Source organism: Phytobacter sp. (assembly GCF_059074235.1).
In genome coordinates, this window is record NZ_JCACPZ010000004.1 from 1530486 (window position 1) to 1546809 (window position 16324).

Sequence of the window (16324 nt, forward strand, 5' to 3'; positions counted from 1 at the left end):
CACCTACATTTTTTGAGGTGCAAAGTGCTTAAAAAAGTTCTGCCCGTCATGCTGCTGGTTGCAGCCCCCGTGTTTGCCAAACCGACCCTCACTGTTTACACCTACGACTCTTTTGCCGCCGACTGGGGCCCAGGTCCGGTAGTCAAAAAAGCCTTCGAAGCTGACTGCAATTGCGAGCTGAAACTGGTGGCGCTGGAAGATGGCGTGTCTCTGCTCAACCGTCTGCGTATGGAAGGCAAAAACAGCAAAGCGGACGTGGTATTAGGGCTGGACAACAACCTGATTGAAGCGGCATCACAAACCAAGCTGTTCGCCAAAAGCAGCGTAGCGACCGATGCGGTAAACGTACCGGGCGGCTGGAAAAATGACACCTTCGTGCCTTTTGATTACGGCTGGTTCGCCTTCGTCTATGACAAAACTAAACTGCAAAATCCGCCGAAAAGCCTGAAAGAGCTGGTTGAAAGCCCAGAGAAATGGCGCGTGATATACGAAGATCCGCGTACCAGTACGCCGGGCCTGGGCTTGCTGCTGTGGATGCAGAAAGTCTATGGCGACAAATCCCCGGAAGCCTGGAAAAAACTGGCCGCGAAAACTGTGACCGTCACCAAAGGCTGGAGCGAAGCCTACGGTCTGTTCCTCAAAGGGGAAGGCGACCTGGTCCTGAGCTACACCACCTCTCCGGCTTACCACATCATTGAAGAGAAAAAAGAGCAGTATGCCGCCGCGAATTTCAGCGAAGGTCACTATCTGCAAGTTGAAGTGGCGGCTCGCACTGCGGCCAGCAAACAGCCTGAACTGGCAGAGAAATTCCTGAAATTTATGGTCTCCCCGGCATTCCAGAACGCCATCCCAACGGGCAACTGGATGTATCCGGTGACCAATGCAGCACTGCCAGCGGGCTTTGATAGCCTGGTGAAACCGCAAACCTCTCTGCAATACACACCACAAGAGGTTGCCTCCCAGCGCGCCGACTGGATCAGTGCATGGCAACGCGCCGTCAGCCGCTAATTGCAGGCTGGCTGATTCCCGGCCTGACCGCCGCGACCATCATGGTTGCGGTGGCTTTAGCCGCGTTTCTGGCACTCTGGGAACACGCACCCGCAACGGAACTGGCGGACGTATTACAGGACAGTTATCTGTGGCACGTGGTGCGTTTTTCCTTCTGGCAGGCGTTTCTCTCTGCCCTGTTTTCTGTGATTCCGGCCATTTTTCTCGCCCGTGCCTTGTACCGGCGTCGCTTCCCCGGACGGCTCGCACTGCTGCGCTTATGCGCCATGACCCTGATCCTGCCGGTACTGGTGGCGGTCTTTGGCATTCTTAGCGTCTACGGTCATCGCGGCTGGCTGGCATCAGCTTTCACTGCGCTCGGTCTTCAATGGACCTTCTCGCCCTATGGGTTGCAGGGCATCCTGCTGGCGCACGTTTTCTTTAACCTGCCAATGGCCTCGCGCTTACTGCTGCAGGCGCTGGAGCAAATCCCCGGCGAACAGCGTCAGCTCGCAGCCCAACTGGGCATGCGCGGCTGGTCGTTCTTCCGCTACGTGGAGTGGCCGTGGCTGCGTCGGCAGATCCCGCCAGTCGCGGCGTTGATCTTCATGCTCTGCTTTGCGAGCTTTGCCACCGTGCTATCACTGGGCGGCGGGCCTCAGGCCACGACTATCGAGCTCGCCATTTACCAGGCGCTGAGCTACGACTTTGACCCCGGCCGTGCGGCATTGCTGGCGCTGATTCAGATGGTCTGCTGCTTAGGGCTGGTGCTACTCAGCCAACGTCTCAGCAAAGCCTTTGCGGTGGGCAGTCACCAGATTCAGGGCTGGCGCGACCCGCAGGATAGAACCTTTAGTCGCCTCTGTGATTACACCTTGATTGCGCTGGCGTTACTGTTGCTTCTGCCACCGCTGTTGGCAGTCATTATTGATGGATTCAACCTCAGCCTGCTGAACATGCTCTCCCAGCCGGTGCTCTGGCAGGCAGTATGGACATCAGTGCGCATTGCCCTAAGCGCAGGGTTGCTCTGCGTCATATTCACCCTGATGCTCCTCTGGAGTAGCCGTGAGCTGCGCGCCCGCCAACACACTCTGGCAGGCCAGACGCTGGAGATGAGCGGCATGCTGATCCTGGCGATGCCGGGCATCGTGCTGGCGACCGGTTTCTTCCTGCTGCTGAATGACAGCATTGGATTACCTACATCGGCAGATGGCATTGTGATTTTCACCAACGCATTAATGGCTATTCCGTATGCTTTAAAAGTGCTGGAAAACCCGATGCGCGATGTCACCGCACGCTACAGTCTGCTGTGTCAGTCGCTGGGTATGCAGGGCTTCAGCCGCCTGCGCGTAGTAGAACTGCGTGCACTCAAAATCCCGCTGGCACAAGCGCTGGCATTTGCCTGCGTGCTCTCCATTGGCGATTTTGGCGTGGTCGCGCTGTTTGGTAATGACGACTTCCGCACACTGCCCTTCTATCTTTATCAACAGATAGGCTCATACCGTACCCAGGACGGGGCGGTTACGGCATTGATCCTTTTGATATTGTGCTTCTCACTGTTCACGCTTATTGAAAAACTTCCGGGCCGCCATGCTAAAACTGATTGATGTAACCTGGCTGTATCAGCATTTACCCATGCGGTTTTCACTGTCAGTCAAACAGGGAGAGCTGGTCGCCGTGCTCGGACCGAGCGGCGCGGGGAAAAGTACCCTGTTGAGCCTCGTGGCGGGTTTCTTAACCCCCGCAAGCGGCACCATCATGATTGAAAACAGCGAGCATACGCACACCCCACCAGCAAAGCGCCCGGTGTCGATGCTGTTTCAGGAAAACAATCTCTTCACTCACCTGACCGTGCGGCAGAATATTGGGCTGGGACTGGATCCTGGTCTGAAGCTTACCAGCGCGCAGAGCACTAAGCTGGATACCATTGCTACTACGATGGGGCTGGAGACGCTGTTAAATCGGCTGCCGGGGGAGCTGTCTGGTGGGCAACGTCAGCGTGTGGCCCTTGCTCGCTGTCTGGTGCGTGAGCAGCCGGTGCTGCTGCTTGATGAGCCCTTTTCCGCGCTCGACCCGGCGCTGCGTCAGGAGATGCTCACCCTGGTTCAGGACGTGTGTCATCGCCAGCAACTCACGCTGCTGATGGTGTCGCATAGTGTGGAAGATGCCGCGCGCATTGCTCCGAGATCGGTGGTCGTGGCTGACGGGCGTATTGCCTGGGACGGGAAAACCGGCGACCTGTTAAGCGGTGAATCGCCGGTCTCCGCCCTGCTTGGGATCAGGTGATCACTTTACCGAGGATCTCAGCATAAATGGGCATCAGCGGATGGCGCACCAGCACCGTTATCGCAATCACGGCCGCGCAAATCAGTAACGGCGTAAGCCAGAACAGGCGCTGGCGCGGCAGGTAAGCAGAAAGTTTGTCACGGCCACTTTTTTGGCTGCGCCAGAGTCGCCAGCACATCCAGCACGCCAGCCACAACAGCACTGCCGCCAGTACCAGCAGCCATTTAAAACCGCCGCTTTGTTCACCCGCCGGAATGTCGATCGCCGCCCCCGCCAGAATGCCCGGCAGGAAGTAAAACGGTGGCCAGAGCAGACAGCCGATGATATTCGGCACGACAAATTTGGAGACCGGCAGGTCCAGCATCCCCGCAACCATCGGGATCAGCGGACGCGTGGGCCCCACAAAGCGCCCAATAAGAATGGTAAACATGCTGTGCCGATGAAGCGCATGCTCGGTTTTATCCAACAGCGCTTTGTTTTTTTGCAGGAAGGAGAGGCGATGCAGCGGCCCCTTAAAGCGCCAGCCGAGCCAGAAAGAGATCCAGTCCCCCAGAAGACAACCGACGATCCCTGCCAGCCACGCGTGCCAGAAATTCACTTCGCCGCTGCCAATCAGCGCGCCGAGCGCCGCCATCATCACCGTACCGGGAAGGATGAGCCCCACCAGCGCCAGCGATTCGAGAAACGCGACCAGGGCAATCGCAATCAGCGAGTAAATGGCTGACTGCGTAATAAAGTGTTCCAGCAATGCTTGCATAGTCTATCCGGTTGAGTAACGACGCCGGGATTGTCCAGAGCCGAACCACGAGGGTCAATCTTCAATTATCCGAATAGTTTAGCGATTCTGGTATTCACCCGCGTAATTCATTGCGCTTCTTTACCGTTTATTCACATCCTGCACGAAATTCACTGGGGCTGGCCCCGGTGCATTTTTTAAATACCCGCGAGAAGTAGAGCTGATCTTCAAACCCCACGTTGCGCCCGACGCTGGCAATCGGCATACGGGTGGTACTCAGCAGTAATTTGGCCTGACTGATGCGCTGGTCTTCACGCCAGCTCAGGACGCTGACGCCTAATTGCTGGCGGAAAAGATGAGATAAACGTGACGGAGAGAGGCACACGTGCTGCGCCACCCCGGCGATATCAAAGTGGTTGTCCGCCAGATGATCACTGATGTACTGACAGGCGTCACGCACCCGGTTATCCAACGGCGGATGCAGGGATTCGTTGATCGCATCCATACGCCGCAGCAGCAGTTGCTCCAGCAAATTTATCGCCAGCAGCTCCGCATAGCGCCCGCCGCTCTGCCCGGCATCAATAATTTGCCCGAATAGCTCACTAAACTGCGCCAGATGCTGCTCTTCCGGGCGGTAAAAACCGGTTTGCGCGAAAATGGTGGGCCAGCTTAGCCACTCCTGCCAGTAGGCGCGTGGACGGAAGTAGACCCACTGGTGATACCACTCACTGGCATCCGGGTGGCGGCCGTAATGGTGGATTTCGCCCGGCGGGAACAGCAGCATATCGCCAGGACGGCAAACATACTGCTTGCCGTGGTTATCAATCACCCCTTCTCCACGGATGGTGAAGTTCAGGATGTAACCCTTCATACCGAGTGGGCGATCGATAAAAAAATCGAGGTAACCTTCCGACTCAATGGGGGTCAATCCCGCCACCAGATGGGCGTTAAACGAGTAGCCAGGCAGCAGTGGATCGTTTTGAGATTCAGCCATAAACGCAATACTCCGATTGTCAGTCAGGAAACCAATTGTCCATATTGATACGCTTTTCATTTCCCACGCATTTTGACCGGGCACAAGGAAATCGCCGTCACTTTTAACCCCGCCAGATAAAAGCAGTTATGCCAGTTTAGCGCATAATAATGGGATAGAAAGAGGCAACCAAAGTGTCTATAAAGGCGGCAGAAATGTCCACATCGAATTTTTGCACGGCGTCACACTTTGCACTTACATAGCATTTTAGTCCATAAGATTAGCGAATACAGCCTGACGCTTTTTTCAGCCGATCACTATGTTTCTCCATAAGGTAATTCTTCATGGAGCAACACGATGGCAATTGCAATTGGCCTCGATTTTGGTAGCGATTCAGTACGTGCACTGGCAGTGGACTGTGCCTCCGGCGATGAAATCGCCACCAGCGTCGAGTGGTATCCCCGCTGGCAGGAAGGTCGCTACTGCGACGCTGCCCACAACCGCTTTCGCCACCACCCCCGTGACTACATTGAGTCAATGGAAGCGGCCATCAAAGCCGTGCTGGCGCAACTTACCGACGGTCAACGTCAGGATGTGAAAGGCATTGGCGTTGACAGCACCGGTTCAACGCCCGCCCCTATTGACGCCGAAGGTCGCGTTCTGGCGCTGCGCCCTGAGTTCGCGGATAACCCCAACGCCATGTTTGTCTTGTGGAAAGACCATACAGCAGTGGAAGAGGCTGAAGCGATCACCGCGCTCTGCCACGCACCGGGCAAAACGGACTACTCACGCTATATCGGCGGTATTTACTCCAGCGAGTGGTTCTGGGCCAAAATTCTACATGTGACCCGCGCAGACAGCGACGTGGCTCAGGCCGCGGCCTCATGGATTGAGCTGTGTGATTGGGTGCCTGCCCTGCTCTCTGGCACCACTCGTCCGCAGGATATCCGCCGTGGACGCTGCAGCGCCGGGCACAAATCGCTGTGGCATGAAAGCTGGGGCGGTTTGCCACCCGCAAGCTTCTTTGACGACCTCGATCCGCTGCTCAATAAGCATCTCCCGACCCCGCTCTTTACTGAGACGTTCACCGCCGATCTGCCGGTCGGTACGCTGACGGCGGAGTGGGCTCAGCGCCTGGGCTTATCCGAATCTGTTGTGATTTCGGGCGGCGCATTTGACTGCCATATGGGTGCCGTGGGTGCCGGGGCGCAGCCGAATACGCTGGTGAAAGTGATTGGTACCTCGACCTGCGACATCCTGATTGCCGATAAACCGAGCGTGGGCGACCGCGCGGTAAAAGGCATCTGTGGGCAAGTGGATGGCAGCGTGGTGCCGGACTTTATTGGGCTGGAAGCCGGGCAGTCTGCCTTCGGTGACATCTATGCCTGGTTTGGTCGTGTACTCGGCTGGCCGCTGGAGCAACTGGCCTCGCAACATCCGGAACTGAAAACTCAGATTAAAGAGAGTCAGAAACAGCTTCTGCCTGCTCTGACCGCCGCATGGGCGAAAAACCCTTCTCTGGAGCATCTACCGGTTGTGCTGGATTGGTTTAACGGTCGCCGCACACCGAATGCGAACCAGCGCCTGAAAGGGGTGATTACCGATCTTAATCTCGCCACCGACGCACCGGCACTCTTCGGTGGGTTGATTGCCGCCACCGCCTTTGGTGCCCGCGCCATCATGGAGTGCTTCACCGAACAGGGCATTGCTGTCGACAACGTCATGGCCCTGGGCGGTATCGCCCGTAAGAACCCGGTCATCATGCAAGCCTGCTGCGATGTGCTTAATCGCCCGCTGCAAATTGTTGCCTCTGACCAGTGCTGCGCACTCGGTGCGGCCATTTTTGCCGCCGTGGCGGCTGGCGTTCATGCCGACATTCCAGCTGCTCAACAGCAGATGGCCAGCCAGATCGAAAATACGCTGCAACCCGCAGCCGCGCAGGCTCAACGTTTCGAACAACTCTATCGACGCTATCAGCAATGGGCGAAAAGCGCCGAGCTTCACTATCTCCCGGTAGCCGCGCCAGCACCCCAGGCAGCGCTCACTCACTAAGGACACAATAATGACAATTTTTGATAATTATGAAGTTTGGTTTGTGATTGGCAGCCAACACCTGTACGGACCCGAAGCGCTGCGTCAGGTGACGCAGCATGGTGAGCAAGTGGTTAACGCCCTGAATGCCGAAGCGAAATTACCCTGCAAGCTGGTGCTTAAACCGCTTGGCACCTCGCCGGATGAAATCACCAATATCTGCCGTGATGCCAACTATGACGATAAATGTGCGGGTATGGTGGTGTGGCTGCACACCTTCTCCCCGGCCAAAATGTGGATTAACGGCCTGACTATCCTCAACAAACCGTTACTGCAATTCCACACCCAGTTCAATGCAGCCCTGCCGTGGGACAGCATTGATATGGACTTTATGAACCTGAACCAGACCGCGCACGGCGGCCGCGAGTTCGGCTTTATCGGTGCCCGCATGCGTCAGCAGCATGGCGTGATCACCGGCCACTGGCAGGACAAAAAAGCGCATCAGCGTATTGGTGCCTGGATGCGTCAGGCCGTCTCCAAACAGGATACCCGTCACCTGAAAGTGTGCCGCTTTGGCGACAACATGCGTGAAGTGGCAGTGACCGACGGCGACAAAGTGGCTGCACAAATCAAGTTCGGCTTCTCCGTCAATACCTGGCCGGTGGGCGACCTGGTGCAGGTCGTGAACAGCATCAGCGACGGTGATATCAGCGCACTGGTCGACGAGTATGAAAGCAGCTACCGCCTGACCGCCGCCGCGCAGGTTAATGGCGACAAGCGCCAGAATGTGATTGACGCTGCACGTATTGAACTGGGGATGAAACGCTTCCTCGAACAAGGTGGATTCCATGCCTTCACCACCACGTTCGAAGATTTACACGGCCTGAAACAACTGCCAGGCCTGGCAGTACAACGTCTGATGCAGCAGGGCTACGGCTTTGCGGGCGAAGGCGACTGGAAAACTGCCGCTCTGCTTCGCATCATGAAGGTGATGTCGACCGGTCTGCAGGGCGGCACCTCCTTTATGGAGGATTACACCTATCACTTCGAAGAGAACAACGATCTGGCGCTCGGCTCGCACATGCTGGAAGTGTGTCCGACCATCGCGCTGGATGAAAAACCGATCCTCGACGTTCAGTACCTCGGCATTGGCGGCAAAGCCGATCCGGCACGTCTGATCTTCTCCACCAAAACCGGCCCGGCCATTAATGCGAGCCTGATTGATCTGGGGGATCGTTTCCGCCTGCTGGTGAACTGCGTTGATGCCGTTGAAACGCCGCATGCACTGCCAAAACTCCCTGTTGCTAACGCCTTGTGGAAAGCGCAGCCGGATCTGCAAACTGCATCCGAAGCCTGGATCCTCGCAGGCGGCGCACACCACACTGTCTTTAGCCACTCTCTGACCCTGGACGATATGCGTCAGTTCAGCGAACTGCACGGTATCGAGCTTGCTGTTATCGACAACGACACCCGCCTGCCCGCCTTTAAAGACGCGCTGCGCTGGAACGAAGTGTATTACGGCTCCAAACGTTAACAGGGGAACATTTGGCCTGCTCCGGCAGGCCGCTTTTTCCTGGAGGAAAGCATGTTAGAGAATCTCAAACAGCAGGTACTTGAGGCCAACCTCGCCCTGCCAAAACATAATCTGGTGACGCTGACCTGGGGCAACGTAAGTGCCGTGGATCGCGAACGCGGTGTGTTGATTATCAAGCCTTCCGGCGTCGACTACAGCGTGATGACCGCCGAAGATATGGTGGTTGTCAGCCTGGAAACCGGCGAAGTGGTCGAGGGCAAGAAGAAACCCTCTTCAGACACCCCGACCCATCGTCTGCTTTACCAGGCCTTCCCAACCATTGGTGGGATTGTCCATACCCACTCGCGGCACGCCACCATCTGGGCGCAGGCCGGACAATCAATCCCCGCAACGGGCACCACCCATGCGGACTATTTCTATGGTTCCGTTCCCTGTACGCGCAAGATGACCGATGAGGAAATCAACGGCGAGTACGAGTGGGAAACCGGTAACGTGATTGTGGAAGCCTTCAAAACCCAGGGTATCGACCCGGCGCAAATGCCTGGCGTACTGGTGCACTCCCACGGCCCTTTTGCCTGGGGCAAAAATGCTGACGATGCGGTACATAACGCCATCGTACTGGAGGAGGTGGCCTATATGGGTATTTTCTGTCGCCAGCTCGCGCCAGAACTGCCGGATATGCAACAGACTCTGCTCGACAAACACTACCTGCGTAAGCACGGCGCAAAAGCCTATTACGGTCAGTGATCTTCCTTTACAAGCGAAGCGCCAGGCTTCGCTTATCTCTTTGTATGTTCCTAATTTTCATCTCTCATCCCTCCGCATGTTGAATCCGCAGCAATAAAAGGTAACGTTGTCGCCTGACGGGTCTAAAAGGATGTAACCACGATGCGTAAAGGTATATTCAAACTCGCAATATTGAGCGCTCTCACGGCGTTAATCGTCATCTTCTACAACGCGGTGGCTATCTGGCAGTTCAGCAAGCAGGATCAGACACGTCATGCCGACTGCGCTATCGTCGCAGGCGCAGGTATTCAAGGCGACCAACCGAGCGCTGTTTTCAAAGCGCGACTGGATCATGCCGTCTGGCTGTACCACGAGGGATTTGTCGGTTCACTGATTCTGACCGGCGGCATGAGCCCCGGTGCAACACGTTCTGACGCCGCAGTGGCAAAAGAGTATGTGCATGCAAAAGGAGTTCCCGAAGCGGCAATTCTGATTGAAGAGCAATCGACCATCACGCGCGAAAATTTGCGCAATGCCGCAGAGCTCATGCATCTTCATCGCCTGAAAACCGCCCTGCTGGTGAGCGATCCGTTGCATATGCGGCGTATGCAAATTATCGCCTGGGATAATCGCATTGAAAGCTGGTCTTCTCCGGTCACCGCCAGTCGCTACCAAAGCTGGTCGACCCGACTTCCTTTTTTACTCAGCGAGTCATTTTATTACACCGGTTACCGTATCCTGCGCTACGTGCCGCTGATACCTGTACAAAAAATCAGTACTCCCGAGTAATCCAGGCTATAATCTCGCCGATACGAACTGGATGAGAGAATGGTGTGGCGCAAGCGCGAGAAGGCTTTTTACTGACCCGGCACTGGCGAGACACGCCGCAGGGCACCGAAGTGGAATTCTGGCTGGCAACGGACAACGGGCCGTTGCAGGTTTTTCTGCCGCCCCAGGAGTCCGTCGCCTTTATTCCCTCTTCTCAGGTCGCACAAGCCCAGCGTCTGCTCAGCGGTGAACAGCATTTTCGTCTCGCTCCCCTCCAGTTATTAGATTTCCATCGCCAGCCGGTGCATGGCCTTTACTGTCGCGCACATCGCCAGCTAATGCGCTATGAAAAGCTGCTGCGCGATGGCGGCGTGACGGTGTATGAAGCAGATGTGCGACCACCTGAGCGTTTTTTGATGGAACGCTTTATTACTGCGCCAGTGTGGGTCGATGGTGACGAGCAAGCTGGACGTTTACGTAATGCCCGCCTGAAGCCGCACCCGGATTACCGCCCTTCCCTGAAATGGGTGTCGCTGGATATCGAAACCACCCGTAATGGCGAGCTCTATTGCATCGGTCTGGAGGGCTGCGGTCAGCGCACGGTGTATATGCTCGGCCCGGCCAACGGCGATGCCAGTGGGCTCGATTTTCATCTTGAGTACGTGAACAGCCGCCCGCAGTTGCTGGAGAAGCTCAACGCATGGTTTGCCGAGCACGATCCGGATGTGATCATTGGCTGGAACGTGGTGCAGTTCGACCTGCGCGTGCTGCAAAAGAGCGCCGAGCGTTATCGCATCCCCTTGTTGCTTGGCCGGGGGAACTCCGCACTCGAATGGCGTGAGCACGGTTTTAAAAACGGCGTTTTCTTCGCTCAGGCAACGGGCCGGGTGATCATCGACGGGATCGATGCACTGAAATCGGCGTTCTGGAGCTTCTCCTCTTTCTCACTGGAAACCGTCTCGCGAGAGTTACTGGGGGAAGGCAAAGCCATTGATAACCCGTGGGATCGCATGGACGAAATCGATCACCGCTTCGCCGAAAATAAACCGGCCCTCGCCACCTATAACCTGAAAGACTGCGAGCTGGTCACGCGTATTTTCCACAAAACGGAGATCATGCCGTTTTTACTTGAGCGCGCCACGGTTAACGGCCTGGCAATTGACAGGCACGGTGGTTCCGTCGCCGCTTTCGGTCATCTCTATTTCCCGCGAATGCACCGTGCGGGCTACGTCGCCCCTAACCTCGGTGATGTGCCACCGCAGGCAAGCCCTGGCGGTTACGTGATGGACTCGCGTCCCGGTCTCTACGATTCGGTGCTGGTGCTTGACTATAAAAGTCTGTATCCGTCGATCATTCGCACGTTCCTCATCGATCCCGTCGGTCTGGTGGAGGGGATGGCGAAACCAGACACCGAACACAGCACCGAAGGTTTTCTCGGTGCCTGGTTCTCCCGGCAAACCCATTGTCTGCCGGAGATCGTGGGTCAAATCTGGCACGGTCGCGATGAGGCAAAGCGCACCGGTAATAAGCCGCTTTCACAGGCACTGAAGATCATCATGAATGCCTTTTACGGCGTGCTCGGTACCAGCGCCTGCCGCTTTTTCGATCCGCGCCTGGCGTCGTCGATCACCATGCGCGGTCATGAGATCATGCGCCAGACAAAAGCGCTTATCGAACAGCAGGGCTATGACGTTATTTATGGCGATACCGACTCGACCTTCGTCTGGCTGAAAAAGGCCCATAGTGAAGACGACGCAGCCCGTATTGGCCGCGAACTGGTTACACACGTGAACAACTGGTGGACAAACCATCTTCAGGCGCAAAACCTGACCAGCGCGATGGAACTGGAGTTTGAGACCCATTTCTGCCGCTTTTTAATGCCGACCATTCGCGGTACCGACCAGGGGAGTAAAAAGCGCTACGCAGGGTTGATTCAGGAAGGTGACGCGCAGCGGATGGTGTTCAAAGGGCTGGAGACGGTACGCACCGACTGGACTCCCCTGGCACAACAGTTCCAGAAAACGCTTTACCTGCGCATCTTCCGCAATGAGCCCTATCAGGATTATGTGCGCGAGACGATCAAAAGCCTGATGGACGGCGAGCTCGACGATCAGCTGGTTTACCGTAAGCGCCTGCGCAGGCCGCTCGCCGAATATGAACGCAATGTGCCTCCTCATGTACGCGCCGCACGTCTGGCCGATGAAGAGAATCTGAAACGTGGGAGACCTGCACAGTATCAAAACCGGGGAACCATCAAATATGTCTGGACCACGCAAGGGCCTGAGCCGGTCGACTATCAGCACTCTCCGCTGGACTACGATCACTATTTAACCAAACAACTTATGCCGGTCGCCGATGGAATCTTACCCTTCACCGACGATGATTTTGCTACACTACTGACAGGGCAACTGGGTCTGTTTTGACGCAATGCATGATTACGCAAGCCACAGCCAATACATGGTATTAGGCTGTATGTCGAGTAGTGACGAAATCATTGCCATCCAGTACCATAGCGCCCTTTCTATTCCTGGCCCCAACATTAGACGCCCGTCTGCTCCTCAGACGGTGACGAACTATTGCCTGCAATTTGAGATATAGAGTTCATTTTATGCCTTTTAAACTTGGTCAACGCTGGATCAGCGACACGGAAAGCGAACTCGGACTTGGTACCGTCGTTGCGATGGATGCGCGAACTGTCACTCTGCTTTTCCCCGCGACCGGAGAAAACCGTCTTTATGCGCGCAGTGACTCCCCTGTCACACGCGTCATGTTTAATCCTGGCGATACGGTGACCAGCCACGAAGGCTGGCAGATGAGCATCGAAGAAGTATTAGAAGAAAACGGTCTGCTCGCCTATATCGGTACACGTCTGGATACAGAGGAAGCAGGCACTATGCTGCGCGAGGTGATGCTCGACAGCAAACTGGTGTTCAGCAAACCTCAGGACCGACTCTTTGCGGGTCAAATCGACCGTATGGATCGCTTCTCACTGCGTTACCGCGCCCGCAAATACCAAAGCGAGCAGTACCGCATGCCCTGGAGTGGTCTGCGCGGTCAGCGCACCAGCCTGATCCCCCACCAGTTGCATATCGCCCATGATGTTGGTCGTCGCCATGCGCCACGCGTCCTGCTGGCCGATGAAGTGGGCTTAGGGAAAACCATTGAAGCCGGGATGATCCTGCACCAGCAATTGCTGTCAGGGGCCGCAGAACGCGTTCTGATCGTCCTGCCGGAAACACTGCAACACCAATGGCTGGTGGAAATGCTGCGCCGCTTTAACCTGCGCTTTGCGCTGTTTGATGATGAGCGCTATGCCGAAGCCCAGCACGATGCGGATAACCCGTTCGAGACCGAACAGTTGGTCATCTGCTCTCTCGACTTCGTCCGCCGTAACAAGCAGCGTCTTGAGCACTTGTGCGACGCAGAATGGGACCTGATGGTCGTCGATGAAGCGCACCACCTCGTCTGGAGCGAAGATGCGCCGAGCCGCGAGTATATGGCCATTGAGCAACTGGCTGAACGTGTGCCAGGCATCCTGCTGCTGACGGCTACCCCGGAACAGCTGGGGCTGGAGAGCCACTTCGCTCGCCTGCGTCTGCTCGACCCAAGCCGCTTCCACGACTTCGCTCAGTTTGTTGATGAGCAACAGAACTACCGTCCGGTTGCCGATGCCGTCGCCTTGCTGCTCGAAGGCAAACGTCTGAGCGATGCCGACCTGAATATGCTGAGCGATTTGATTGGCGAACAGGACATTGAGCCGCTGCTGCAAACCGCCAACAGCGATCGTGACGGTGCCGACGCGGCGCGTCAGGAACTGATCGCCATGCTGATGGATCGCCACGGCACCAGCCGCGTGCTGTTCCGTAACACCCGTAACGGTGTGAAGGGCTTCCCGAAACGCGAGCTGCACACCATCAAGCTGCCGCTGCCGACCCAGTACCAGACCGCAATCAAGGTGTCTGGCATCATGGGCGCGCGCAAAAGTCAGGAAGACCGTGCGCGTGACATGCTCTATCCGGAACAAATTTACCAGGAGTTTGAAGGTGACACCGGTACCTGGTGGAACTTCGACCCACGTGTTGAATGGCTGATGGGCTATCTGACCAGCCACCGTTCACACAAAGTGCTGGTGATCTGCGCCAAAGCCGCCACCGCGCTGCAACTGGAGCAGGTACTGCGTGAGCGTGAAGGTATCCGTGCAGCCGTCTTCCACGAAGGCATGTCGATTATCGAACGCGACCGTGCAGCGGCCTGGTTCGGTGAAGAAGACAGCGGTGCGCAGGTGCTGTTGTGCTCTGAAATCGGCTCTGAAGGGCGTAACTTCCAGTTTGCCAGCCACCTGGTGATGTTCGATCTGCCGTTTAACCCGGATCTGCTCGAACAGCGTATTGGCCGTCTGGACCGTATCGGTCAGGCACACGATATCCAGATCCACGTGCCGTACCTTGAAAAAACCGCTCAGTCGGTACTGGTGCGCTGGTACCACGAAGGTCTGGATGCGTTTGAGCATACCTGCCCAACCGGTCGCGCGATTTATGACCAGGTCCACACCAGCCTGATCGGTTATCTGGCTTCTCCGGAAGAGAGCGAAGGCTTTGATGACCTGATCAAAACCTGCCGCGAACAGCACGATGCCCTGAAAGCGCAGCTTGAGCAAGGCCGTGACCGCCTGCTGGAAATCCACTCCAACGGCGGTGAAAAAGCGCAGGCACTGGCAGACAGCATTGAGGAGCAGGATGACGACACTGGCCTGATTAACTTTGCGATGAACCTGTTCGATATCGTCGGCATTAACCAGGACGACCGTGGTGAGAACATGATTGTTCTGACCCCGTCGGACCATATGCTGGTACCGGACTTCCCGGGTCTGCCGGAAGATGGCTGCACCATCACCTTTGAACGTGATGTGGCGCTGTCTCGCGAAGATGCACAGTTTATTACCTGGGAGCATCCCCTCATCCGCAACGGTCTGGATCTGATCCTCTCCGGTGACACGGGCAGCAGCACCATTTCACTGCTCAAAAACAAAGCGTTGCCTGTCGGTACCCTGCTGCTTGAACTGATTTACGTGGTCGAAGCCCAGGCACCGAAACAGCTGCAGTTGACCCGCTTCCTGCCGCCGACGCCAATCCGTCTGCTGGTCGATAAAAACGGAACCAACCTCGCAGGTCAGGTGGAGTTTGAAAGCTTTAACCGCCAGCTTAGCGCCGTAAACCGTCATACCGGCAGCAAGCTGGTGAACGCGGTACATCAGGACGTGCATACGATTCTGCAAAAAGGCGAAGCGCAGGTAGAGAAAGCAGCGCTGGCACTGATCGAAGCGGCTAAAAACGAGGCCGATGAGAAGCTGTCTGCGGAACTCTCTCGCCTGGAAGCACTGCGTGCGGTGAACCCGAACATCCGTGACGACGAGCTTTCTGCTATTGAGAGCAATCGTCAGCAGGTGCTCGAAAGCCTGTCGCAGGCAAGCTGGCGTCTTGATGCGCTGCGCCTTATTGTCGTCACGCATCAGTAACGGAGCAGGCTATGTTAATGGAGCCCTACAATCCGCCTCAGGATCCCTGGCTGGTCATTCTGTATCAGGATGAACATATTATGGTGGTCAACAAGCCAAGCGGCTTGTTGTCTGTGCCCGGGCGTCTGGAGGAACACAAAGACAGCGTGATGACGCGTGTGCAGCGTGATTTTCCGCAGGCCGAGTCCGTGCATCGCCTGGATATGGCGACCAGTGGCGTGATTGTGGTGGCACTGACCAAAGCCGCTGAGCGTGAGCTTAAGCGGCAGTTTCGCGAGCGTGAACCAAAGAAACAGTACGTAGCCCGCGTCTGGGGACATCTGGAAAAAGAAGACGGACTGGTGGATTTACCGCTGATTTGCGACTGGCCGAATCGCCCGAAGCAGAAAGTCTGTTTTGAGACCGGTAAGACGGCGCAGACGGAATATGAGGTGCTGGAGTATGCGTCTGATAACTCGACGCGAGTCAGGCTTAAACCGATTACCGGGCGCTCTCACCAGTTGCGCGTACACATGCTGGCGTTAGGTCACCCGATTCTGGGCGACCGCTTTTACGCGACGCCAGAAGCGCTTGCCATGGCACCGCGCCTCCAGTTGCACGCAGAAACGCTCACCATCACCCACCCGACGTTTGGCAACAGCATGACGTTTAAAGCGCCGGTGGATTTTTAGTTTCGTAAAAACGGTTTTGAAAACAGCCCTGAGTGTCAGCGGCGCAGGCAGCTTATTCGCGGCCTGCGCGCAGCCACCGGAGCGTACTCAAAGTACG

Annotated in this window: 12 protein-coding genes; 10 read left to right on the forward strand and 2 right to left on the reverse strand. The window is 56.3% G+C overall.

Going from position 1 to position 16324, the window contains the following annotated elements:
* Positions 1–24 precede the first annotated feature (24 nt).
* Genes thiB through thiQ form a run of 3 tightly spaced genes read left to right on the forward strand, consistent with a single transcriptional unit; the run spans position 25 to position 3273 of the window.
* Positions 25–1008 carry a thiamine ABC transporter substrate binding subunit gene (gene thiB / locus AC5JPW_RS11185; protein ID WP_494240279.1) on the forward strand — a complete coding sequence of 328 codons (984 nt, stop codon included), beginning with the start codon at positions 25–27 and terminating at the stop codon, positions 1006–1008.
* Entirely contained in the window at positions 984–2594 is a 1611-nt protein-coding gene (gene thiP / locus AC5JPW_RS11190; RefSeq protein WP_494240280.1) for a thiamine/thiamine pyrophosphate ABC transporter permease ThiP, read from the forward strand. The genes thiB and thiP overlap by 25 nt, the downstream gene beginning before the upstream one ends.
* Positions 2578–3273 (forward strand): thiamine ABC transporter ATP-binding protein ThiQ, encoded by a 696-nt coding sequence (gene thiQ, locus AC5JPW_RS11195; RefSeq protein ID WP_494240282.1) that lies wholly within the window; start codon positions 2578–2580, stop codon positions 3271–3273. The genes thiP and thiQ overlap by 17 nt, the downstream gene beginning before the upstream one ends.
* On the opposite strand, the gene AC5JPW_RS11200 is transcribed toward thiQ, so the two are convergent.
* Positions 3266–4030 carry a DedA family protein gene (locus AC5JPW_RS11200; RefSeq protein WP_494240284.1) on the reverse strand — a complete coding sequence of 255 codons (765 nt, stop codon included), beginning with the start codon at positions 4028–4030 and terminating at the stop codon, positions 3266–3268. The genes thiQ and AC5JPW_RS11200 overlap by 8 nt on opposite strands.
* Positions 4031–4157: 127 nt before the next feature.
* On the reverse strand, positions 4158–5003 hold the full coding sequence (gene araC / locus AC5JPW_RS11205) for an arabinose operon transcriptional regulator AraC (protein WP_494240286.1): 846 nt from the start codon (positions 5001–5003) through the stop codon (positions 4158–4160).
* A 336-nt stretch (positions 5004–5339) separates the two neighbouring features.
* On the opposite strand from araC, the gene araB reads away from it, so the two are divergent.
* The 7 genes from araB to rluA all read left to right on the forward strand — a co-directional run bounded on the left by araB (position 5340) and on the right by rluA (position 16227).
* On the forward strand, positions 5340–7034 hold the full coding sequence (araB, locus tag AC5JPW_RS11210; RefSeq protein ID WP_494240287.1) for a ribulokinase: 1695 nt from the start codon (positions 5340–5342) through the stop codon (positions 7032–7034).
* Between the two features lie 10 nt (positions 7035–7044).
* Entirely contained in the window at positions 7045–8547 is a 1503-nt protein-coding gene (gene araA / locus AC5JPW_RS11215) for an L-arabinose isomerase (RefSeq protein WP_494240288.1), read from the forward strand.
* 51 nt (positions 8548–8598) lie between these two features.
* The gene (gene araD, locus AC5JPW_RS11220) at positions 8599–9294 is read left to right on the forward strand and encodes an L-ribulose-5-phosphate 4-epimerase (RefSeq protein WP_494240290.1); all 696 of its coding nucleotides are present in this window, start codon (positions 8599–8601) and stop codon (positions 9292–9294) included.
* A gap of 141 nt (positions 9295–9435) precedes the next feature.
* Positions 9436–10062, forward strand: coding sequence for a YdcF family protein (locus tag AC5JPW_RS11225; RefSeq protein WP_494240292.1), 627 nt, complete (start codon positions 9436–9438; stop codon positions 10060–10062).
* Between the two features lie 44 nt (positions 10063–10106).
* Positions 10107–12464, forward strand: a complete 2358-nt coding sequence (polB, locus tag AC5JPW_RS11230; protein ID WP_494240293.1) for a DNA polymerase II — start codon at positions 10107–10109, stop codon at positions 12462–12464.
* A 185-nt stretch (positions 12465–12649) separates the two neighbouring features.
* Positions 12650–15556, forward strand: a complete 2907-nt coding sequence (rapA, locus tag AC5JPW_RS11235; RefSeq protein WP_494240295.1) for an RNA polymerase-associated protein RapA — start codon at positions 12650–12652, stop codon at positions 15554–15556.
* Positions 15557–15567: 11 nt separating this feature from the next.
* Complete coding sequence (gene rluA, locus AC5JPW_RS11240) at positions 15568–16227, forward strand: bifunctional tRNA pseudouridine(32) synthase/23S rRNA pseudouridine(746) synthase RluA (protein ID WP_494240296.1); 660 nt, start codon at positions 15568–15570, stop codon at positions 16225–16227.
* The last annotated feature ends 97 nt before the right edge of the window (positions 16228–16324 follow it).